This window comes from Cupriavidus sp. 2TAF22, assembly GCF_052115045.1.
Lineage (GTDB): Bacteria > Pseudomonadota > Gammaproteobacteria > Burkholderiales > Burkholderiaceae > Cupriavidus.
In genome coordinates this window covers 494376-515005 of the sequence record NZ_JBFRFX010000001.1, presented here as the reverse complement: position 1 = coordinate 515005, position 20630 = coordinate 494376, and the positions used below count along the sequence as shown (strand labels likewise).

At 66.1% G+C, this 20630-nt stretch carries 15 protein-coding genes; 6 read left to right on the top strand and 9 right to left on the bottom strand.

Annotation, left to right across the window (positions count from 1 at the left end; translation table 11 throughout):
- Positions 1-68 precede the first annotated feature (68 nt).
- Complete coding sequence (locus tag AB4Z48_RS02295; RefSeq protein ID WP_441612213.1) at positions 69-4067, bottom strand: DUF748 domain-containing protein; 3999 nt, start codon at positions 4065-4067, stop codon at positions 69-71.
- Between the two features lie 456 nt (positions 4068-4523).
- On the opposite strand from AB4Z48_RS02295, the gene AB4Z48_RS02290 reads away from it, so the two are divergent.
- Complete coding sequence (locus AB4Z48_RS02290) at positions 4524-5834, top strand: MFS transporter (RefSeq protein WP_441612212.1); 1311 nt, start codon at positions 4524-4526, stop codon at positions 5832-5834.
- A gap of 79 nt (positions 5835-5913) precedes the next feature.
- Here AB4Z48_RS02290 and AB4Z48_RS02285 read toward each other — a convergent pair whose 3' ends face one another.
- Entirely contained in the window at positions 5914-7071 is a 1158-nt protein-coding gene (locus tag AB4Z48_RS02285; RefSeq protein WP_441612211.1) for an extracellular catalytic domain type 1 short-chain-length polyhydroxyalkanoate depolymerase, read from the bottom strand.
- 571 nt (positions 7072-7642) lie between these two features.
- Between AB4Z48_RS02285 and AB4Z48_RS02280 the strand changes: the two genes are divergently transcribed.
- Entirely contained in the window at positions 7643-8167 is a 525-nt protein-coding gene (locus tag AB4Z48_RS02280; RefSeq protein WP_441612210.1) for a hypothetical protein, read from the top strand.
- A gap of 30 nt (positions 8168-8197) precedes the next feature.
- On the opposite strand, the gene AB4Z48_RS02275 is transcribed toward AB4Z48_RS02280, so the two are convergent.
- Both AB4Z48_RS02275 and AB4Z48_RS02270 read right to left on the bottom strand, forming a co-directional pair.
- On the bottom strand, positions 8198-8563 hold the full coding sequence (locus AB4Z48_RS02275; protein ID WP_441612209.1) for a hypothetical protein: 366 nt from the start codon (positions 8561-8563) through the stop codon (positions 8198-8200).
- 105 nt (positions 8564-8668) lie between these two features.
- Positions 8669-8962, bottom strand: a complete 294-nt coding sequence (locus tag AB4Z48_RS02270; RefSeq protein WP_441612208.1) for a transposase — start codon at positions 8960-8962, stop codon at positions 8669-8671.
- Between the two features lie 902 nt (positions 8963-9864).
- Between AB4Z48_RS02270 and AB4Z48_RS02265 the strand changes: the two genes are divergently transcribed.
- The 3 genes from AB4Z48_RS02265 (at position 9865) to AB4Z48_RS02255 (ending at position 13126) form a co-directional block, all read left to right on the top strand.
- Positions 9865-10821: a LysR substrate-binding domain-containing protein gene (locus AB4Z48_RS02265; protein WP_441612281.1), complete on the top strand. Its 957-nt coding sequence runs from the start codon at positions 9865-9867 to the stop codon at positions 10819-10821.
- 183 nt (positions 10822-11004) lie between these two features.
- Positions 11005-11697 (top strand): response regulator, encoded by a 693-nt coding sequence (locus AB4Z48_RS02260; RefSeq protein ID WP_441612207.1) that lies wholly within the window; start codon positions 11005-11007, stop codon positions 11695-11697.
- Between the two features lie 79 nt (positions 11698-11776).
- Positions 11777-13126, top strand: coding sequence for a cobyrinate a,c-diamide synthase (locus AB4Z48_RS02255; protein ID WP_441612206.1), 1350 nt, complete (start codon positions 11777-11779; stop codon positions 13124-13126).
- 6 nt (positions 13127-13132) lie between these two features.
- Here the strand turns inward: AB4Z48_RS02255 and AB4Z48_RS02250 are convergent, their stop codons facing one another.
- From AB4Z48_RS02250 to AB4Z48_RS02230, 5 genes are all read right to left on the bottom strand, one after another.
- Positions 13133-13597, bottom strand: coding sequence for a MarR family winged helix-turn-helix transcriptional regulator (locus AB4Z48_RS02250; RefSeq protein WP_441612204.1), 465 nt, complete (start codon positions 13595-13597; stop codon positions 13133-13135).
- A 118-nt stretch (positions 13598-13715) separates the two neighbouring features.
- Positions 13716-15314, bottom strand: coding sequence for an MFS transporter (locus tag AB4Z48_RS02245; protein ID WP_441612203.1), 1599 nt, complete (start codon positions 15312-15314; stop codon positions 13716-13718).
- Between the two features lie 217 nt (positions 15315-15531).
- The gene (locus AB4Z48_RS02240) at positions 15532-16041 is read right to left on the bottom strand and encodes a helix-turn-helix domain-containing protein (RefSeq protein ID WP_441612202.1); all 510 of its coding nucleotides are present in this window, start codon (positions 16039-16041) and stop codon (positions 15532-15534) included.
- A gap of 277 nt (positions 16042-16318) precedes the next feature.
- Positions 16319-18112: a caspase family protein gene (locus AB4Z48_RS02235; protein WP_441612201.1), complete on the bottom strand. Its 1794-nt coding sequence runs from the start codon at positions 18110-18112 to the stop codon at positions 16319-16321.
- Positions 18113-18487: 375 nt separating this feature from the next.
- Entirely contained in the window at positions 18488-19417 is a 930-nt protein-coding gene (locus AB4Z48_RS02230; RefSeq protein WP_441612199.1) for a LysR substrate-binding domain-containing protein, read from the bottom strand.
- 145 nt (positions 19418-19562) lie between these two features.
- Here AB4Z48_RS02230 and AB4Z48_RS02225 point away from each other — a divergent pair, with 145 nt between their 5' ends.
- Positions 19563-20576 (top strand): tripartite tricarboxylate transporter substrate binding protein, encoded by a 1014-nt coding sequence (locus AB4Z48_RS02225; RefSeq protein WP_441612198.1) that lies wholly within the window; start codon positions 19563-19565, stop codon positions 20574-20576.
- Positions 20577-20630: the final 54 nt, after the last annotated feature.

Below are 20630 nucleotides of genomic sequence, written 5' to 3'. Positions count from 1 at the left end.
AAGCTTTTGGCCGGCAGCGGCTTGCGCCGCCGGCCCGTGGCGCCGGGTGCGCTGCTGCCTTGCCGGCCCTACTGGCGGATGGCGAAGTCGACCCGGTTGGGCGCGCCTTTGTCCTTGATGCCCTCGGCGCTGAGCTTGGGGGCGGTCAGGAACAGGTGGCTGTCCGGTACCTTGGCATCGCGTTCCAGCGCCTGCTTGACCGCCAGCGCACGCTGCTCGGCGAGTTGCCGCAGTTCCACATCGGTCACCGGTGCATTGTCGAGCAGCAGCTTTTCCATCTCCTGAGGCGGCAGCGACTTGGACAGGCCGATCATGTTGCGCGGCTTCTTGAACGATTCGCGCTTGTAGACCGCCTCCAGGTACTTCGGATATTCCTGCGCCGACACCGTCACCTTGGCACCCTGCTCGCCCTCCTCATTCTCTTCGGCCACCGCTCCCTCGCGGGCACTGGTGCGCAGGTCGCGTGCCTTCTGCTCGGCCACGCGCGCGTCGAGCCAGGCCCGGCGAGCGCCGGCCATGTCGGTGGCCGGATCGATGCGGCCGCTGATCTCCAGCCGTAGCGCGGGGCGGTCGGCCAGCGCCTTGCCGAGCGTGGCGATCTTCTCCTTGGCCGCCGGCGTCAGCGTGGCGGTGCCAGGTGGGAATTCCACGTAGCCCAGTTCGTCGCCGCCGCCGCCACCGAAGGCCGAGGCGATCAGCGAAAACGGCGAGGTGATGGCCTTGGTCAGCAGGTTGACGATGACCCGCGCGATCACCCCGCCGATGCTGAACTGCGGATCGGACAGCGAGCCCGACACCGGCAGGTTGATGTCGATCACGCCGTTGCGGTCCTTCAGCAGCGAAACCGCCAGCAGCACCGGCAGCTTGGTCGCGGTGGGGCTGTCGACCTTGTCGCCGAAGGTGAGCTGGTCCAGGTAGAGATGGTTGCGCGCGTCCAGCTTGCCGTTCTCGATCTTGTACGCCACATCCACCGTGAGCTTGCCCTTGGTGATCGGATAGCCGGCGTACTTGGTCGCGTACGGGGTGAGGCGCGTCAGTTCCACGCCGGCGGCCTTGGCGGCGATGTCGAGGTAGAGCTGGTCGGCCAGCGGGTTGAGCTTGCCGTCGATCGTGACCGGGGCATCGTCATCGATGCGCCCGGCCAGGGTCAGGTCGGCGGGGGCCGGATCGGTCGATGTGACCTTGGAGACCGAGCCCTTCATATCGGTCAGGTTGGCCGAGTAGTTGGGCTTGACGAAGAAGTCCGAGAAATTGATGTTGCCCTTCTCCACCGTCACGCCACCGATGCGGACCTGCGGCTTGGCAGCCGCCCTGGCGGCGGCGGGCGCCGGAGCGGGAGCGGCGGCAGGCGCAGAGGCCGGGCTGGCCTGCGTCAGGCTGGTGCTCGGCGCGGCTTCGCCTTTGGCGGCGCCGCCGGCCAGGACATCCTGCAGGTTCAGCCGGCCATTGGCGTTGAGGATCACGCGCGCGTAAAAGTCGGACAGCGCCACGCTGCCCACGCCCACCTTCACCGGCCCCTTCGACTCGTCCATGGCGAAGTCGATGCCGTTGACCGCCAGCGAGCGCCAGCGCAGGAAATCGTCGCCGGTCACGCGGTCCACGCTGCGCACATTGCCGAGCAGCGCATTGCCGGCGAAGCGCGCGGCAATCGGCTTGCCGCTTGGCGCATCCACGCCCAGGCGGCCCTTCACGGTCGCGGTGCCGCCGCGCAGCGCGGCGTTGAAGCGGTCGGCCAGGTAGGGCTGCATCGGTGCCAGGTCGATCTCGCGCAGGTCCAGTTGCAGCTGCACGGCCGGCACCGTGGGCAGCATGGTGCCATCCAGGGCCAGCACGCCGCGGCGGCCGGTCTCGGCCTTGAGCTTGAGCGGAATCGCGCCGCCGGCCATGGGCCACTGCAGCATGCCGGTGGCCAGGCTCACGTTGCGGTACTGGTGGATGACAGGTCGGTCGCGGTTGGCGACGGCCGGCTCGTAGTCCGTCACGCGCACCTCGCCCCCATCGAGCGAGAACTTGCCGAGCTGCGCCTTCCACGGCAGTGACCTGGCCGCCGGCGCGCTCTCCGGCTGGACGGTCTTGGCCGTGGCGACGGCCGTGCGCTGGCTTGCCTTCTGTTCGGACTGCGCCGCCCACAGGCGCGCGCTCTCGAGCAGCTGGCCGCGGTAATCGCGCGTGAGCGCCACCTGCGGCTTGGCCACCACCAATTGGCCGGCCTGGAAGGTATGGCCGGCGAGATCGAACGCGATGTCGTCGAGCGCCACGCGCTCGGCACGCATGACCGGCAGGTTGGCAGTGTCGCTGTCACTGTCGCGTCCACGGGCGCGGCGCGCATCGCGCCGGCGGGCATTGTCGGCGGCATTGCTGGCGGCATTGCTGGCTGCGGCATTGTTGGCCGCGGCATTGCCGGCCGCAGCGCCGCCGGTGGCCAATGCAGGTACCGTGACCGGTTCGCGCGTGCTCAGGTAAAGCGGCGCCAGCTCCACGCGGGACTTGTCCAGCGAGAACGCAAAGGCGGGGCCGCCCCAGGCCATCTTGTAGTGCAGTTCGGCGTTGACGGCGGTATCGCCGAGCTTGGTGCGCAGCTCGGGCGGCCACCACGCGGCAAATCCTTGCGGCCTGACGCCGCTGGCCTGCAGCGTGCCGGCCATGGTGCCGGAACGCAGCGTCAGTTCACCTTCGTGGCTGAGGCTTTGCCCCTCGCCCAGCGCCAGCTTGGCCTGTACCTTGGCAGGCTTGTCGCTGTCGCCGGACAGGCCCGCGACTTCGGCGTCCAGCGGTCCGAGCGCCAGCGTGCCTGGCCCGGAAGCGGCAAGCTCGTCGCGCAGCGCGAGACTGGCTTGCTTGATGCTGATCTGGTCGACCGCATAGGTCCACGGTGCCTCGGCCGGCTGCGGCTGCGCGATGCCCGCCGCCGCGGGCGCCGAAGCGGGCGCGGCTTTCGCGGCCGGCGCGGAGGCCGGCGCCGCGGCGCCGGGTGCGGGAGCAGGCCTTGCCGGCCTGGCTGGCGCCGTGGCGGTGGCCTGCGGCAGGAAGGCCTGGGCCAGGTCGAGCGTGCCATCGGCATGGCGCGTGGCGTTAGCAGCCAGTCCTTCCACCGTCACGCTGCGCAGGTGCGCCTTGTGGCCCAGCGGCTCGATGCGGGTGATATCGACGGCCAGGCGGCCCGCCTTCAGCAGCGGCGAGCCGTCGTGCTTGCGGATATCGGCCTCGCGCAGCGCCGCCGTGCCCGCCAGGAAGATGTCCTGCTTGTCCTTGTCCTGGATAAAGCCAAGCGTCAGCCGCGTATCCAGCAGGCCGCCCTTGATCTCGGCGTCCTTGAGCCTGGGCGCGAATGCCATGTAGCGCGGCAGCTCCAGGGCATCGAGATTCAGGTTCAGGTGCGTCTCGTGCGAGGCGGCGAACGGCAGCATGGTGCCGTCGAGCGCCAGCGCGGAGCCGTTGATGCGCGCGCTCAGCGTGGGCCGCGTGACGATCTCTACGTCGTGCGGCAGGTTGGACAGGAACGGCAGCGTGATGGTGAGGTCGTCCACGCGCTGCGTCTGCTGGAGCAGCTTGTCATCGAACACCAGGCTGCCACCGGTCAGGGCGATATTGTTGACGGAGAAGCGCGCCGGCTCGGACTTGGGCGGGGCCGGCCTGGCGGCGAAGCGCTCCTGGATGTCCGCGTAATTCATGCGGCCGCTGGCATCGCGCGCGAGGTGCAGCGCGGGCCTGTCGATATGCACGGCGTCCACTACCGGCGCCATGTGCCACAGCGAGGCGATGGCGCCGTCGATTTCCGCTTCGCCCAGCGTGAGCATCGGCGTGGTGCCGTCGGGCTCGTAGATGGTGACGTCGGAAACGGTGACCGCCAGCGAGAACGGCCGGACCTGGGCGCCGCCGAAGGTGACCTTGCGGCCGAGCGCTTCGCTGGCCTTTCCGGCCACGAACGACTTGATCAGCGGTGGCCCGCCGAAATACCCGGCCAGGCCGAACACCGCCAGCGCGGCCACGATGCCGCCGGCTACCCGCACGCCAGCCCGGCGGCGCGGCGTGGCGGTTGCCGCCTGCATGGAGAACTTGATTGCCATGTGATCCTGAAGAATTCGACCCCGAAACACCCTCACCCGAAATCCCGTTATTTCCGGGCTGCCGAAAAGCCGCGCACGCTGCGCACGCGGAATTCGCCTGCCGCCAACGCAAGAAGATGCGCTTTTATTATGCGGCTATCCGGCGAATCGGCCACTTTGTGGCCCTGATTTCACTTTTTACCCACATTATGGCAACGGTTCGGGGCAAAGCAAAGGCATTCAAACTAATCTCAAGGCGATTTCAGGACTGCAAATAATCCATTCAACTGGGCTGGTGCCGGCCGGGCCCGCGCCAATCTGGTATTGTTCCGTCTTTGCGAAGCGTCTTGTCGCAAGCCAGCGGCTTATCCGCCACTTCGTGCCTGCTTCTCCCGCGCTGTAACCCTCCGGCCAGATCCCTCCACGTCAACCGTGTTGTGCGCTTCGCATGCGAACTTTTTCCATGCGAGTCTCCTCATGTCGACCATCAGCAGTACTGCCGGAGCAGACGACGCGCGCAGCATCCCGGCGCGCCCCCTGACCGGACAGGATTACAAGACGCTTGCCCTCGCCGCCCTCGGGGGCGCGCTCGAGTTCTACGACTTCATCATCTTCGTCTTCTTCGCCACCGTCATCGGGCAGCTGTTCTTCCCGCCCTCGGTGCCGGACTGGCTGCGCCAGCTGCAGACCTTCGGCATTTTCGCCGCGGGGTACCTGGCCCGCCCGCTGGGCGGCATCATCATGGCGCACTTCGGCGACCTGCTCGGCCGCAAGAAGATGTTCACGCTTTCCATCCTGCTGATGTCGGTGCCGACGCTGCTGATGGGCCTGCTGCCGACCTACCACGCGATCGGCCTGCTGGCGCCCGTGGCGCTGCTGCTGCTGCGCGTGATGCAGGGCGCGGCCGTGGGCGGCGAAGTGCCCGGCGCCTGGGTCTTCGTCTCCGAGCACGTACCGGCGCGCCGCACCGGCTACGCCTGCGGCACGCTGACCGCCGGGCTGACCGCCGGCATCCTGCTGGGTTCGCTGGTGGCCACCGCCATCAACAGCATCTTCACGCCGGCTGAACTCACCGACTGGGGCTGGCGCGTGCCGTTCCTGCTCGGCGGCGTGTTCGGCATCGGCTCGATGTACCTGCGCCGCTGGCTGCACGAGACGCCGGTGTTCGCCGAACTGCAGAAGCGCAAGGCGCTTGCCGCGGAAATGCCGCTCAAGGCGGTGGTGCGCGACCACCGTGGCGCGGTTGCTGTATCGATGCTGCTGACGTGGATGCTGTCGGCCGGCATCGTGGTGGTGATCCTGATGACCCCGACCTTCCTGCAGAAGATCTACGGCTTCGACGCGCGCACCGCGCTGGTGGCCAACAGCGTGGCCACGCTGTGCCTGACCGTGGGCTGCGTGGTGGCAGGGCTGATGGCAGACAAGATCGGCGCCCGCGTGACGCTGTTCGTCGGCGGACTGCTGCTGGCGGTCAGCTCCTATATCTTCTATAGCGTCCTGCACACGCGCCCCGACCTGCTGATCCCGCTGTATGCCGTGGCCGGCTTCTTCGTCGGCACCATCGGCGCGGTGCCGTTCGTGCTGGTCAAGGCCTTCCCGGCGCAGGTGCGCTTCTCGGGCCTGTCGTTTTCGTACAACCTGTCGTACGCGATCTTCGGCGGCCTGACTCCGATGATCGTCACGCTGATGCTCAAGAACGACCCGCTCGCGCCCGCCTACTACGTGGTGGCGCTGTGCGCACTGGGCATGGTGACGGCGCTGTTCGTCAAGGATCGCTCGCTGGCCTGAACCAGCTGTCCCGCTCCGGAAAGGCAAAAGGGCCGCACTTGGCTGTGCGGCCCTTTTTATTTGCCTTGCGGCCGCCACCTCAGCGGCGATGCTGCCTGAAGAATTTCCACATCAGCGCGCTGGCGTCGGGCCCGACCGGCGAGTGATAGGCAAAGTCGCCGTCACCGCCGCTCCACGCGTGACTGAGACCGGCAATCTCGCACACTTCCACCATCTCGCGGTTCCACACGCCGAAGCTGGCCTCGAGGTAGTCGCCGGCAGGCAGGGCCGCGGAAGGCGGATCGACGCGCGCAACGGCGGCGCCGGTACCCGCCGCATCGGCGGGCGGCACTCCGGCATGGTCCGGGTGCCGCTTCGCGTCGCCGTTCATGCGGTCGTCCACGCGTTCGGTCATGCCGTTGTAGGCCAGGAATTGCCGCGCCAGCAGACGTGCGTTGACCGGATTCACCGCATCGTCGGCCATGCCGTGCAGGATGATGGCGGGCATCCTGGGTCCGCCCGGCATGGCGCCGGCGGCATCCAGCAGCATCGCCGGGTCGACGCTGCTGCCATGCAGCATGGCACGCAGGCCGTCGTGCGGGGTATGCCCGGCGCCGACTACCACCCCGGAGTGCAGGCCCACGGCGGCGATCTTGCCGGGATAGCGCAACGCCACGACCGCCGCCATGCTGGCGCCAGCGGACAAGCCGGCCAGGTAGACCTGGTCGGCGCGCACGTCGGGCCGCGTCACCAGTGCATCGATCAGCACCGACAGCGCCTGCGCCTCGCGGCCGCCTTCCGTGGCGCCCAGGTCGAACCATTGCCAGCAGCGCTGCATCTGGCGCCGCAGCGGCTGCTGCGGATAGGCCACGATGAAGCCCTCGCGCTCGGCCAGCGCGTTCATGCGGGTTCCGGCGGCCAGGTCTTCCGGCGTCTGCCGGCAGCCATGCAGCATCACGACCAGCGGCATGGGGCGGCGTGCCCCGCGCGAAGGCACATAAAGCCAGTACGGCAGGTGCGGCACCAGTTCGCCCGGCAATGGCGCCAGGTCGTGGTGGTGAGCGGTCCATTCGCCGGGCAGAGGCTGCCGCGACGGCAGGCGCAAGGGAGCGGGCGAGCGCGCCCGCAGGCGGGGGGACGCCGGGTTAAGAGTTGCGATACGGTCGAACCATGTCTTGAGTTGGCGCACGGACTGCGGCTGCGCCCGGCTGATGTGCCGGAGTTGCGCATGCCAGTCCGCCGAAAGGCTCTTGGCCATGAAGACTCCTGCTGTCTGCATTGTTGCGATGCAGCATAACACAGCCGCCAGGGCGCGCCCGCCGTCGCTTTCCAGCCACATGTCATGCAAGGCAGACATTGCGCCCCGCTGCGTGCAGCAACGCGCGCATGGGGCGCCGCGCTACCGCATCGAAAAAATTTGATCCGGAGCGCAAAAGAACACAGATACACCCGAGTTAGCGGCAGAAGGGCCGTGGTTATACTGCATTGGTGTCAATTCCGGGGAATTGGAGAACGCATGGCCACGTCCGAAGAAGCTATGTCGAGCTGCTCGCTGTGCTTGACGAAGACCCCGAGCGCGTGACGATCCGCCCACCTGGGAAGGCGCCGGGCCGGGTGCCGGGCGGAATGCCTCGCCGGCCAAGGCTTCACTGCCGCCGCACCAGCGTGGCGGGGCCGTGCGCGCGCCGGCGGCGTAGGACAAAGACCGACAGCTTGCCCGCGCAATCGCGGTTATGGTCAGCCCATGCCTCAGTGCACGCAGAAGACGCCAGCCAGCGCTGGTCCTCTGCGCGCGACGGCGCCCGACCTGGTTTCCGGTATCTATCTGTATGCGGGACTCCCCTTTTGCCGCGCGCATCCGCGCGGCGCCACTTGCCTTCCTGATGATCACCGGACTCGCACCGGCAGTCGCTGCGCAAGCGAACACGCCGGCATCGCTCTCCAAGCTGGCCAGGCTCTTGCTCGGCACAGTCGAGGGCAAAGGCACCGGCATGAGCGGGGTCACGCGGCTGACAGGCGGTGGCGCGGACGCCGAACTCGTCGCGGCATGCCAGGAACTGACGCGTGCCGGACCTTTCACGCTCGACAACGCGACCCGCCTGGAGGGCTGCAGCGTTTCGCCCGGCAAGCGGGTGGTATTCCGCCTGAGCCTGGTAGGGGTCGACGCCTCGCGCGAGGGCACCGTGGCCTTCATGGCCAGTGCGGGGCCGGTGCTGGTAAAGGGCATCTGCCGTAACCCGGACGTGCCGGTGCTCGGCCGCATGGGTGTCACGCTGAACTACCGCTACCAGGGCAAGGGCAACCAGCCGGTAGGGGAAGTCACGATTCCGCCGGAGCGCTGCGACAGCAAATGAGGCACGGCAAGGGAGGCACAGGCAAGGCGCTCAGCGTTTTTCCTGGGCACATTCCTGCCGGTACGCTTCGTTGAGCTTCTTGCGGTCGGCCTGGCGTTCGATCATCTGGTGGGTGCTGCCATCGGCGGAAGTCACCGTGGACTTGCCGGCGGACCATTGCGTGCCCGAGGGCAATCCGTTGATCCGGTCGAGCAAGGCCTGGCAGTGCGTGCGCTGGGCCGGCGTCAGGGTACCGTCGGCGGCCGGGCCGGCATTGTCGGTGGCGGGGTCGAGCATCAGCGGCGGCGGTGGCGCGACCATCGGCGCGGGAACCTCCAGCGCGGCGGCGGTGGCAAGCTGGCTGCCAGGCAGCCAGAGTCCCAGCAGGCCAGCCATGACTATCGAAGCCCGTCTCATTTCTCATCTCCACAGTGGGGGCGCTACGCGCCATCCCTGACGATCCTGGCTCATGGGTCGCCAGCACTCAGCGCCGTCAATCGTGCATGGCGGGAAGATCCGGACTTAGCTTCGTTCCTTGCTGTTGCCGCCACGGTTATTGGGGTTGCGCAGCAGCTCGAGCTTGAGCAGCGCATCGGCAAGCATACTCTTAAGACGGGTGTTTTCCTCCTGCAACTCACGCAGCTTGCGGCTTTCGCCCCGCGCTTCCCCTCCCGCGCCGTGCGCGTACTTGATACGCCAGCCGTAGAAGGACGCATCACTGAAGCCATAGCGCGCGCACAGTTCGCGCACCGGCACGCCGGTCGCCGCTTCCGCAAGGTAGCCGCGGATCTGCTCCTCCGAGAATCGTCTGTTCACTGCCTGCCTCCGCTAGCAAAGGCCGCTCGCGCCCGGCAGGCGCGTGCGTGGCCAGTTCTACCCCTGCCGCAAAGTTACCACCCGCACCGCAAAAGGCAATTCAGTGTGTTCATGACGCGAGTTAAGCAATTTGGAGAACCACGCCGGCGTGACGCCGGCACATCCCTATCGCCCCAGCCCCACCTGACCCGGGCAAACCTTTAAGAATAACACTACGGAAACGGAAGGCAATTAAACATTTTCCACGAGTGAATTCAGTTCTTTTTAGATCCACCCTTCGCGGCTGGACGCGTGAATATCCGATGACAAAATCGATCTCAACTTAATTGACGAATTATTTTCCCGAATTGCGGAGTGAACCGGGAGTGACATCGCCATCGCCACTGAAAGCGCATGAAAAACAACCGGATAATGAAAGCCTTGCGCTATTTTATGCCGCCACCGGCACCCAGGAGACCCGCAGTTATGATTCGCAGAACACATGCATTCTTTATTGTCTCTATGTCCGAACAACATGAATTAGATGATGTATTTTTTATAATCCCAACGAAAGGACCCCTGGCAAGTTTCAAAGTTATGTATTAATCTTGTCTGGCATTAACTAAATTTCGATCGCCGGTTGCCGGGCTCCATGCCCCGTGCAAAACAGGCGACAGGATCCCTTCGCCAAGCCGGGTCGGCTGCAGTTTTTTCAGCGAACGGGTCTTTATACCGGGCCATCATTCTGGAGAAACACTTCTTCATGGATCCCGCATGCGCCGGGACATCTGGAGAGGCAACGTATATGGCCCAGGCTCCGCTTCATCCCGGTACTGGCTCGGGGCCATGACCGGCCACGGCAACATCACGAACAAGAAAAAACTAAAAAAGAAAAACCAAGTTTCAAATCGGGAGAAGCTACCATGCGGCACGTCAGCACCAAGCTTTTGCACGTCTTCGTTCTGCTGATGGAATATCGAGACCTCAGCGCCGTCGCCGCCTGCACGCAAGGCCGGGTTCCGACCATTGCCTACAGCCTCGCGCGGCTGCGCGAGATCACCGGCGACCCCCTCTTCATCCGCCGCAACGGCACGCTGGAACCGACCGCGCACGCCCTGCGGCTGGAACAGACCGCACGGCAGATCCTGTCGAAATGGTCCCACCTGGTGCGCCCCGCCACGCCAGCCGCCGAAGCAGCCAGCCCGCAACGGCGCATCTCGATCGGGTTTTCGCCTTCGATCGGCGATCCGGTCATCACCGAAATCCTCACCGCGCTGTGCGAGCAGTTTCCCGAAGACCGCTTCATGACGCGGCCGGTCTTTGCCGACGCCGCGCTTGCCGCCCAGCTGGACAGCGGCGAACTGGATTGCGCATTCGTGGTGGACAGCCATTTCGTGCCCGACCAGGTGGCATTGCACAGCATCATGGCCACGCCGCGCCGCCTGGTCAGCGTGATCCGGCCCGGCAGCCCCGAGGAAGCGGAAGGCAGGAACGAATGGATCCTGCTGCAGGAAGACACCGAGCCGGGCAGCCCGTTGCACGGTTTCCTGAACCGGCTTGCCCACGATCCGGCTTACCGGGAAACCGTGGTGCCATCCTGGCATACCCAGGTAGCGCTGCTGCTCGCGGCGGGCGGCACCTGTCCGCTGCTGGACTTCAATGTGCCGCTGGTCACCCGCAACCAGAAGACGCGCTTGCTGGCGCCGCCGAGCAGCTTTCCCGAATGGGCCGCCCTGCATTTCTGGGCGCCGGCGCGGGCCAGCACAGGCAACGCCTTGCGCGGCATCCTCGAGATTGGCAGCGCGGTCCTCCACGATCCGGTCGTCGCCATCGACCGCCGCCACCGGGCCCAGGAAAGCCGCACCGCGTACGCGGCCTGACACGCGCGCAAGCCGCCTGGCAAGCCATCCCCGGATGCCCCGGCGGCTGGCGGCCGGCCAGCGTCAAGCCCGGACTTTTCGGCTCCAAATTGAGAATAGTCTCAGGCCATATGCCGAAAGCGACGCTTATTCTGCCTGGGCACCCGCAGCGCGGAAACCGCGCGCCCGCCCAGGAGCGTTGCCATGCCATTGAAAATCCTGATTGCCGATGACCATCCTGCCATCGCGCTGGCGGTCAGGTGCCAATTGCGGGGCCAGACCGGATGGGAGATCTGCGCCGACGTGCGCGGCGCCGCCGAGTTGCTTCAGGCCACCCGTGTATTCCGCCCCGATATCGTGGTCACCGATTACCACATGCCCTGTGCCAACGCGGGTGACGGCATCCGCCTGCTCGCCAGCCTGCGGCGCCATCACCCGGCGCTGGGCGTGGTCGTCCTCACCATGATCACCAACCCGCTCGTGTTGCGCGCAATCCTCAACACCGGCGCCCACGGCCTGTTGCTCAAGGATTCCCAGCTGGACGAACTGGTCACCGCTATCATCCGCGTCGAGCGCGGGCTGCGCTTCATCGGCGAATCCGCCGCGCGCGTGCTGGATCAGTCTGGCGCGCACTACGCGCCGGGCCGCGCCGGCGCCGTCAATCTGTCGGTACGGGAATCCGAGGTCCTGCGCCTCTATCTCAGCGGCAACTCCGTCACCGGCATCGCCGAACAGCTGTGCCGCAGCGTGAAGACCATCAGCCGCCAGAAGAACAGTGCCATGCACAAGCTGGGAGCCAGCAACGAGCGCGAGCTGTTCGACTTCGCCGCGCAGCAGGGCCTGGTGCTGCCGCTGCACGCCGACGCCGACGGGCCCAGCCATACCGAGTGGCTATAATCGCAGCGCCGCGGCATGCCGGCCACGCACGTGCCCGGCATGCGCGCTCCGCCCTTCGATTTTCCTCACGGCCCTCGTCATGTCTGCCCCCTCACCCGCCTTCGCTGGCAAACCATCCCCCGACGCCGGCAGCCTGCGCGTGCCAGCCCTGCTGGTCGCGGCGCCGGCCTCGGGGCAAGGCAAGACCACGGTCACCGCCGCGCTGGCGTGGCTGCACCGCCGCCAGGGCCGCAAGGTCCGCGTCTTCAAGAGTGGCCCCGACTACCTGGACCCGTCGATACTGGCGGCTGCAAGCGGCGCGCCGGTTCACTCGCTCGACCTGTGGATGACCGGCGCCGAGGACGCCGCGGCGCGCCTGGCGCAGGCTGCGCGAGAGGCGGACCTGATACTCGTGGAAGGCGTGATGGGCTTGCACGACGGTACGCCGAGCAGCGCGGATATTGCGCGTCATTTCGGGCTGCCTGTGCTCAGCGTGATCCAGGCCGGCGCGATGGCGCAGACCTTCGGCGCGCTGGCCTTCGGGCTGGCGGGCTATGGCCAGCCGCTGGTTTCCATGCAGGTGCTGGCCAATGGCGTGGCCTCCGCACGGCATGCCGAGATGCTGCGCGAGAGCCTGCCGGCGCATATCGGCTGGGCTGGCGGGCTGGCGCGCGACAAGGATGCCTCGTTGCCGGAACGTCACCTCGGCTTGCATGCCGCCGACGAGCTTCCCGATCTTCCCGCCCGCCTCGACCGGCTGGCCGACGCACTGGCCGGGCAGCCGATCGCCGCCTTGCCGGCGGCCGTCGGGATTGCAGCCGCACCACCGCTGCCACCGCTGCCGCCCTTGCTGGCTGGCAGGACCATCGCCGTGGCCCGCGACGCAGCCTGCCGCTTCCTCTATCCCGCCAATCTCGACACCTTGCAGGGGCTGGGCGCCCGCCTGGTCTTCTTCTCGCCGCTGGCGGATGAAGCCCTGCCTGCCTGCGACGCGCTTTGGCTGCCCGGCGGCTATCCCGAACTGCACGCGGCGCGCCTCGCGGCCAACGGCGGCATGCTGGCCTCGCTGCGCGCCGCCCACGCAAACGGGTTGCCGATGCTGGCCGAGTGCGGCGGCATGATGATGTTGTTCGACACGCTGGTGGACAAGGCCGGGCAAGCGCACAGCCTGGCGGGCCTGCTGCCCGGCACGGTCGCCATGCAAGCGCGGCTGGCCGCGCTGGGGCACCAGTGGCTGGCGCTCCCGGAAGGCACGGTGCGCGGCCATACCTTCCATTACTCCAGCGCGCAGACGCCGCTGGCGCCGTACTGTCATGCGACCGTGCCACGCGATGGCTCGCGTGGCGAGCCGGTGTTCCGGCATGGCGCGCTGACCGCTTCTTATACGCACATCTACTTTCCGTCCAACCCGCAGGCGGTGGCGCGACTGTTCGGCGCCACGGCGGGGTAGCCGTCGTCAGGCCGCGTCGGCCTTGTCCTGGGCGCCGCGCTGCACGGCAAGGGCGATGCCCGACTCGAGTTGCTCGAGGCCTTTGGACAGATTGCGCATGGTGGTCTCGGAAACGTTCTCCAGCACGTCCTGCAGGAAGGACGCGCGCTGCGGCAGCGCCTGCTCCACGATGCTCAGGCCCAATGCCGACAGCGTGACGTTGGTCACGCGGTTGTCGCGTTCGCTAGTGTTGCGCTCCACCCAGCCCAGCTCCTGCAGGGCCTTGAGCTGGCGCGTGAGCGCGCCCGGATCCATGCCCACGCGATCGGCCAGCGGCTTCTGCGCGATCGGACCGGCATGGCCGTGCAAGGCGTAGAGAATGCGCCAGCGCGGCAAGGGGTGCCCGATGCGTTGCTCGAACGCGGCCGCATAGGCCCGGTAAGTCCGCCCGAACTGCTGTAGCACAGCCAGGCTTTGTCGCTCCAGTTCCAATCCACTCTCCCGTCTGGGCCCGCCGCGCGTTGCGTGCGCACGGCGGCTTCACAAACCATCGGACCTGTCCGGCACCCCGGCATGATCCGGGGCGTTCCCCGGACGGCCCAGGGCAAAATCATTCCGCGGCCATGACCTGCTGCTTCACGGCGCGCTCCAGCTTCACGGGCGGCACGCGGCGCGAGCGCCACAGGCCAACCACGGCAATCACCGCCGCCAGCGCCAGCCCGATATGGATCGCGCCGACCAGCGACAGCCTGGCCTGCTCCAGCAGCAAGGCGCCATTGTGGCCGGCCGCCTGCAATTGCGCCACGAGGCTGGACTGCCCGGCGCGGTCGATCAGGATCTGCGGGTCCGCCATGCGCGCCTGCCATTCGCCGGCACCGGCGCCTTGCAGCGCATCGCGCACACCGCTGATGTAGCTGCGCGTGACCAGCGTCCCGACGATGGCCGTGCCCACCATGCCACCCACCATGCGCAGCGACTGCAGCATGGCCGTGGCGATGCCTAGATGCTCGCGCCCCGCCGTCTGCTGCGCGAACACGGTCAGATTCGGCATGATGAAGCCCAGCCCGAATCCGCCCACCAGCATGATGCCGAGCAACAGCTGGTGCGGCATCCCGCGCGTGGCCTGCGACAGCCCGAGGCAGGCCAGCGCCAGCATCGCGAAGCCGGCATACAGCATATTGTTGGGCTGGCGGATGCGCGTGATGATACGGCCATTCAGGATACTGCCCAGGGTGATGCACACGACCAGCGGCGTCACCAGCACGCCCGCCTCCTTCGGCGAATAGCCGAAGCCCCCCTGGAACAGCAGCGGCGCGTAGAGCAGCAGCGAGAACATCGTGAAACCCACGAACACCGCGAGCACGAACAAGGGCGCCAGGCCAGGATTGCGGAACATCTCCAGCGGCAGGATCGGGTTCGGCGCACGGCGCTCCCATTGCCACAGTCCCACCAGCGCGCACACCGACGCCACCAGCAGCCCCCCTGTCAACCAGCCAAAGCCGCGCTCCGGCATCAGTTCCACGCACAGTTGCAGGCCGCCAAGGCCCGCGCCGATCAGCGCCGCGCCCAGCCAGTCCACCTTGATCGCACCCGCATGCGCCTGCTGGCGCAGGTGCGGCAGATAGCGCCAGGCAAACAGCAAGCCCAGCACGCCCACCGGCAGGTTCACATAAAACACCGCGCGCCAGCCGTAGGCCTCGGTCAGCAAGCCGCCGAGCGACGGCCCCACCGCGTTGGCAATGCCGAACGCCGCGCTCATCATTACCTGCCAGCGCAGGCGCACATGGGAATCGGGAAACAGATCGGGAATGCACGCAAAGGCCGTGCCCACCAGCATGCCTCCGCCGATGCCCTGCAGGCCGCGCGCCAGCACCAGGAACAGCATGCTCGGCGCCATCCCGCACAGCACCGAGGCCGCCGTGAACACCACGATCGACGCCATGACGAATGGCTTGCGGCCGTAGTAGTCACCCAGCCGCCCGAAGATCGGCACCGTGATCACCGAGAACAGCAGGTAAGCCGTAGCCACCCAGGCGTAGTACTCGAATCCCTGCAGTTCCGCCACCACGGTAGGCAGCGCGGTACCGACCACGGTCTGGTCGAGCGCCACCAGCATCACCACGAACGCGATGCCCAGCATCGCCAGGAGGGACTCCCGGAACGGTAGCACTTGCCCGCTGCTATGCGGCGGGTGAGGCTGCGATATCATTTTTGTTGCCCAATCAATGATTGTAGTGTCAACCATTATAGGACAGCACCGGGGAAATGGGGGCCGGGTTGGTGCGGCGACAAGAGAGAGGCCGAGATTTCACCGTCGTCGTCGAACACGATGCGCGATGGGCAAATTCCTGCGCGGAGCGGATATCAAACAGCCGAGTGGCGCGGTGCGCGTCGTCCAGCCATTGCTGCGCCTGGGCGGCGTTCCCTCAGCGCTCGGCCGGAGCCTCCGCGATTGTCCGGGCATAGATCGCGTGCAGCGCCGTGGCGTCGAGCAACTTCACGCTGCGATGGCGAATTTCGATCAGGCCGGCATCGGAGAGCCGCGAGAACAGTCGACTGACGGTTTCCAGCTGCAGGCCGAGATAGCGCCCGATCTCCTCGCGCGTCATGCGCAGCCGGAACTCGCTCGACGCAAAGCCGCGCGCCGACAGGCGGACCGACAAATCAAGCAGGAAGCAGATCAGCCGCTCCTCCGCGCTCATCACGCCAAGCGTCGAGAGCATCCGGTGGTCGCGCTGCACCTCGGTGGAGAGCAGGCGCAGGATATTGTTGTGCAGCGACGGCAGGTTACTGGCAAGGGCCCGCAGTGCCGGCACATTGATGCGACACAGCGTGTTACCCAGCAGAACGCTGCATTGGTGGAAGAATCCGCAGCCGCAGCGCAATCGCTGGAGGAACAGGCGGAGCGGATGAGCGACGCCGTCTCGGTCTTCCACGTCCCGGCCACACGCGGAGCATTGAGTGCATATTGAGGCCGTCCGGCCAGACTCGACACATTCTTGACCTCAAGCAAATCACCACCTGGTCATCTCGATCAAAGAAGTCGATATTGGAGGAACTGATCCTTCTGACCCCCTTTGGGATCAGCTTTTTCCCGGGGACCGCGGCCGCGGTCCTTTTTTTTGCGTGGGCGCCGAACGCGGAGGTTGACAGTGCCTTCATGCCGGCGCGCTCCCCATCTGCGAATCCACAAATCCCCGGCCCGGCACAGCCCTACGGCTTTCTCTTTCCGCGCGGCGGGCTGGCCGGCCTGGTCCATGGCACCTTGCTCCCCAGGATATCTTTCGCACCAAGCAGATTTGGCGTCTGGTCATATTTCATGACGGCGAGCCGGGTACTCACATCGTCCATGAGTTGCGTGAAAGTCGGATTCTTGTTCTTGGCGCGGGCAGCCCGGAGGCTGGCCGCAAGGCAGAAGGTAAATGCGCCATAGGATTGCGCGCCGTCGCGATACTCGTAGGAGAGCTGGCTCTCCTGGCAAGCTTCCATGAGGACGGGAAGGTATGGGCCGTGGTGTTTGAGCTTGCTGCGCACGCTGTCATAGGTCTTCTGGGGCAGCGTGCGCAGGCGGATCGCCCGCCCCATCCGATAGGTGGCGCCGTCGGAGCCGAGGAAGTCGACCCCCTGCCTGCTGTCCGTCAGCGACGGATTTGGACTTGGCAACGGACGGTCCTCCCACACCTGAAGACTGGGGTTCCAGCGCAGCGCACGGTGGCGGATGTCGTCGGGCGGCGTGAGGCCTCGCACCCGGCGTCCGCCTTCGCGGGTCATGCCGCCGGCGTGGCAGCAGTCGAAGATGGCGGCGAAGTAGGCATCGTAAGGAATCTGGCTGTAGAGCTCCGCGAACTGCTTGTCGGTGACGGCGTGCTGGGGGGTCCAGTCGAAATCGTAGGGAACCAGGCATTCGTCCATGTGGTCGACCTCGTCACTGGGCCCGTAGACCGGCATCTGCGCGCCATGCCCGGAGTAGAAAAGCACGCGCTCATCCCCGGCCTTGATGCCATCCAGCAGCCACTTGAGCCGATCGAGGATCGACGCCGCCGTGGCACGCTCGTTCAGGACGATGCGAATGTCTTCCGCGGCCAGGCCGCATTCCTGCAGCACGGCACTCATCAGGAATACGTCATTGACGCAACCTTCGAGCCGGTTGGCGGGGTCCGGGTAGTCGTTGATGCCGATCAGCAAGGCACGGCGAGTCGGTTTGACGCTGAGGCTGCGATACTCCTTCCCGCCACGGGCCAGTGTCCTGGCCACCTTGGCGCCGGAGATGTTTCGCCACACCGTCGCGCGCGTGTTCTGATGCCCCAGGTACCAGATGGCACTATGGTTGAGCACGTCGTTGGGGATGTCGAACTTCGTCCCGATTTCCTCGAAGTTCTCCGCGGAGAGGCGGATATCGGCGGTCAGCACGTGATCGTCCGGGTTGAACAGATGGAACCACGTAGTGGCCTGGGGCAACGCCACGATTCGTCCGGCGAAAATGTCGCGCACAAAGGGATTGCCAATCTGCGAGCCAAAGGAGACGAAGTACATGTCCTTTACCGCGGCCGGATTCCTGATGAAGGCGTCATAGCAGATCAGCGATCCCAGGCTATGGGCACAAACGACGTCATAGCTGCCCGCCTTTAGCTTTGCGAGGACGCTATCGCGCGCGTCGGCTCTGAGTTGCTCGTCACTCACCCACTGCGCTGTCATGCCGGCGGTCCAACGCAGCGTTTCGGGGATGTCGAACAGGCCACGGTCGCGCGTGAACAGGTCACCGATGCCGTGGACGACGCCGCTTTCCAACAGGCCGGCAAAGGCTTTTGCGTAGGCGACCGGATTCTGAGGCGCCTTTTCGAAAAGCGAGTCGTACAGTAGAAAGTCGCAGGTGACGGCGCCATCCAGCGCCGGGTTCCACGCTACCAGTCCGTCGTGTATCGCGCTGGTCCAGCCACCTTGCAGGTCCGGATCGGCGTCGCCATGACCGACGCCATGCACACATAGAACAGAGATCGTCTTGGCCATCTGTTGTCCCTTCCTGCTCTGCGTGGATTCGCGATAAGAGGCATGAGTGCGAACCAGCTTAGGCCGGATGCGGGCGCACAGAATCAGCCAGAAGGCGGATGCGGCGTATCAATATATTTATGGCTGATTTAAACGCCGCTGAATACGCAAGGAAAGTCGAGCCCGGCATCGCGGAAGCACAGGGTGAAGTGCCACCAATCCTTGCATGGGTTTCCTTCGGCGTCACCCACCAGCTCAAAACTCAAACTGCGTACATGCGGCAGCATCCGGAAGCCTTGCATCGCATCGAGGGCGACATCCCCCAGCGCGAATACTTGCGTGCGGTGCTTGCCCCGATCGCTCAGCAGTGTTCCGCCTGGATCGAGCGAACAAGGCTCACACGCTGGCCGGCCGATCCAGGAACACGGAGAAGTTCTTCTCGATTTCCGTCAGCAAGCGGTTGGCCGCCACCGACAGCGGCCGTCCCTGGCGCACGAACAGCCTCACCTGTGCCGTCTGGCAGAGTGGGTGCGCGAGTTCGAGCGCGACCATCTGGCCTGCCTCGATTTCGTTGGCCGCGGCCAGTCCCGCGCCGATGAATGTCACGCCATCGGTCGATCGCACGAAGCGCTTGAGCGCCGTCACCGAGTTGCTGCGCAGCGAGGGGCGCAGCTTCACGTGCTCGGCGTACTCGAGCATTTCCACCAGCCGCTCGACGCCGTAGCCGGGCGGCATCAGTGCCAGCGGAAAGTCGAGTATCTGGCTTAGATGCAGCGGAGCGGCGATCCGGGTCAGTGGATGCCCGGCCCTCACCATGAGCTTGGCCGGCGCCGGCGCGCTCATCACAAAATGGAGCAGCGGATCGGGTTCGGGATTGTAGGCAAGGCCGATGTGCGCCGTGTCCTCGATCACCGCATTGTTCAGATCGCTCGCGGGCTGTGCATCGAGTTCGACCGATAGTTTCGGATGCGCTTTGCAGAACGGGGCAACGATCTGCTCGGTAAGGCCGTCGATAAACCCCTCGCTCACGACGATCCGGACCATGCCGGCATCCATGGACTCGATCGCGCGCAAGCGCTCGGCAAGCTGCTCCTGATGGGCCTGGCAAGCGCGCCAGTACTCGAGCAGATGCTCGGCGGCGTCGGTGGGAACCACGCCGCGCGCCCGCCTCTCGAACAGCGTGAGGCCGATTTCCTCCTCTAGCAAGGCGACCTGCCGCGTGATGACCGAGGGCGCCGTATTGAGCGCTTCCGCGGCGCCACGGATCGAGCGGTGCACCAGCACCTCATGAAAGTACTTCAGCCGCTTCTGATTGATTTCTCGCATGGTGTGCCGTCCGCGTTCCGTTGCCCATATAGCAACGATTTGTCTGATTAATTGCTGTTGCTCGAACGAATATTACAGCCAACAATGGTCCTCACCAACCAATTCGCGTCATGCGCGCGATGCCAATAAGAGAGCCGAGGACGACATGCAAGACCAAGGACTATCCCCCCTCAGACACTGGGTGGCGCTTAGTGCCGCCCTCCTGGGGATTGCGCTGGCCAGTGCGCCGGCGTCCGCCGCCGACGCGTTTCCCACCAAGCCGGTATCGATGCTGGTCGCATTCCCGCCGGGGGGACCCGCCGACGTGCTTGCGCGGGCCATGCAGCCAACCATGGCCAAGGTGCTCGGCCAGCCCGTGGTCATCGAAAACCTGCCCGGCGCCGGCGGCGCGCTGGCGGTGCAGCGGCTGCTGAGCCGCCCGGCCGATGGCTACACGCTGATCATGGGTTCGCCCAACGAAGCCATCCTGACGCCGCTGGCGCTCGCCAGCGCCAGGTACAAGTCGGAGGAACTGGCGCTGCTGGCCCCGGTCTCGATCCACCCGCTCGTGGTCATGGTTCGCAGCGACCTGCCGTACAACTCACTCGAACAGATCATTGCGGCCGGCAGGCAGCCGGGCAGCCCGAGCCTGACCTTCGGCAATCCGGGCTACGGGACCATGTACCACATCGTCGCCGAGTACATGGCGCAGCTGACCGGCGCCAGGATGCTGCAGGTGCCGTACAAGGGCGCCACGCCGATGCTGGCGGACCTGACCGGCCGCCAGATCGACATGACGATCCTGCCGAACCTCGGTGCCTCCACCCAGTTGCTCGAGGCACACAAGATCAAGGCCGTCGCGGTGCTGGACACGCAGCGCATGCGAACCTTGCCCGATGTGCCAGCGATCTCCGAAACCAGCGTCGCGCGCAAGTCCGAGTTCGTCTATTCGATCTGGCTGGGGGTCATGGGCAGGACCGGCATCCCCGCAGAACGCGCGCGCCTGTTGCTGGAAGCATCGCAGCAGGCGCTGCGCTCCGCCGAACTGATCAAGGCGCTTGAGCTCTCCGGCGTGCAGCCGATGAAGCCGCAGACACTCGAGGCCTCCGCGGCGTTCTACGTCGACGAGACTCAGAAGTTCAGGAAGCTGGCCCACTCGATCAAGCTGACGCCGCAATAGTTTCCTCCGTCACGGCAATGCCCATGGCGGCGCCAGTCCCGGCGTCGCCATGGG

Excerpts from the sequence above, each read along its gene's own strand:
- AB4Z48_RS02295 (WP_441612213.1), bottom strand. The coding sequence starts at position 4,067 with ATGGCAATCAAGTTCTCCATGCAGGCGGCAACCGCCACGCCGCGCCGC.
- AB4Z48_RS02290 (WP_441612212.1), top strand. The coding sequence starts at position 4,524 with ATGTCGACCATCAGCAGTACTGCCGGAGCAGACGACGCGCGCAGCATC.
- AB4Z48_RS02285 (WP_441612211.1), bottom strand. The coding sequence starts at position 7,071 with ATGGCCAAGAGCCTTTCGGCGGACTGGCATGCGCAACTCCGGCACATC.
- AB4Z48_RS02280 (WP_441612210.1), top strand. The coding sequence starts at position 7,643 with ATGCGGGACTCCCCTTTTGCCGCGCGCATCCGCGCGGCGCCACTTGCC.
- AB4Z48_RS02275 (WP_441612209.1), bottom strand. The coding sequence starts at position 8,563 with ATGAGACGGGCTTCGATAGTCATGGCTGGCCTGCTGGGACTCTGGCTG.
- AB4Z48_RS02265 (WP_441612281.1), top strand. The coding sequence starts at position 9,865 with ATGCGGCACGTCAGCACCAAGCTTTTGCACGTCTTCGTTCTGCTGATG.
- AB4Z48_RS02260 (WP_441612207.1), top strand. The coding sequence starts at position 11,005 with ATGCCATTGAAAATCCTGATTGCCGATGACCATCCTGCCATCGCGCTG.
- AB4Z48_RS02255 (WP_441612206.1), top strand. The coding sequence starts at position 11,777 with ATGTCTGCCCCCTCACCCGCCTTCGCTGGCAAACCATCCCCCGACGCC.
- AB4Z48_RS02245 (WP_441612203.1), bottom strand. The coding sequence starts at position 15,314 with ATGATATCGCAGCCTCACCCGCCGCATAGCAGCGGGCAAGTGCTACCG.
- AB4Z48_RS02235 (WP_441612201.1), bottom strand. The coding sequence starts at position 18,112 with ATGGCCAAGACGATCTCTGTTCTATGTGTGCATGGCGTCGGTCATGGC.
- AB4Z48_RS02230 (WP_441612199.1), bottom strand. The coding sequence starts at position 19,417 with ATGCGAGAAATCAATCAGAAGCGGCTGAAGTACTTTCATGAGGTGCTG.
- AB4Z48_RS02225 (WP_441612198.1), top strand. The coding sequence starts at position 19,563 with ATGCAAGACCAAGGACTATCCCCCCTCAGACACTGGGTGGCGCTTAGT.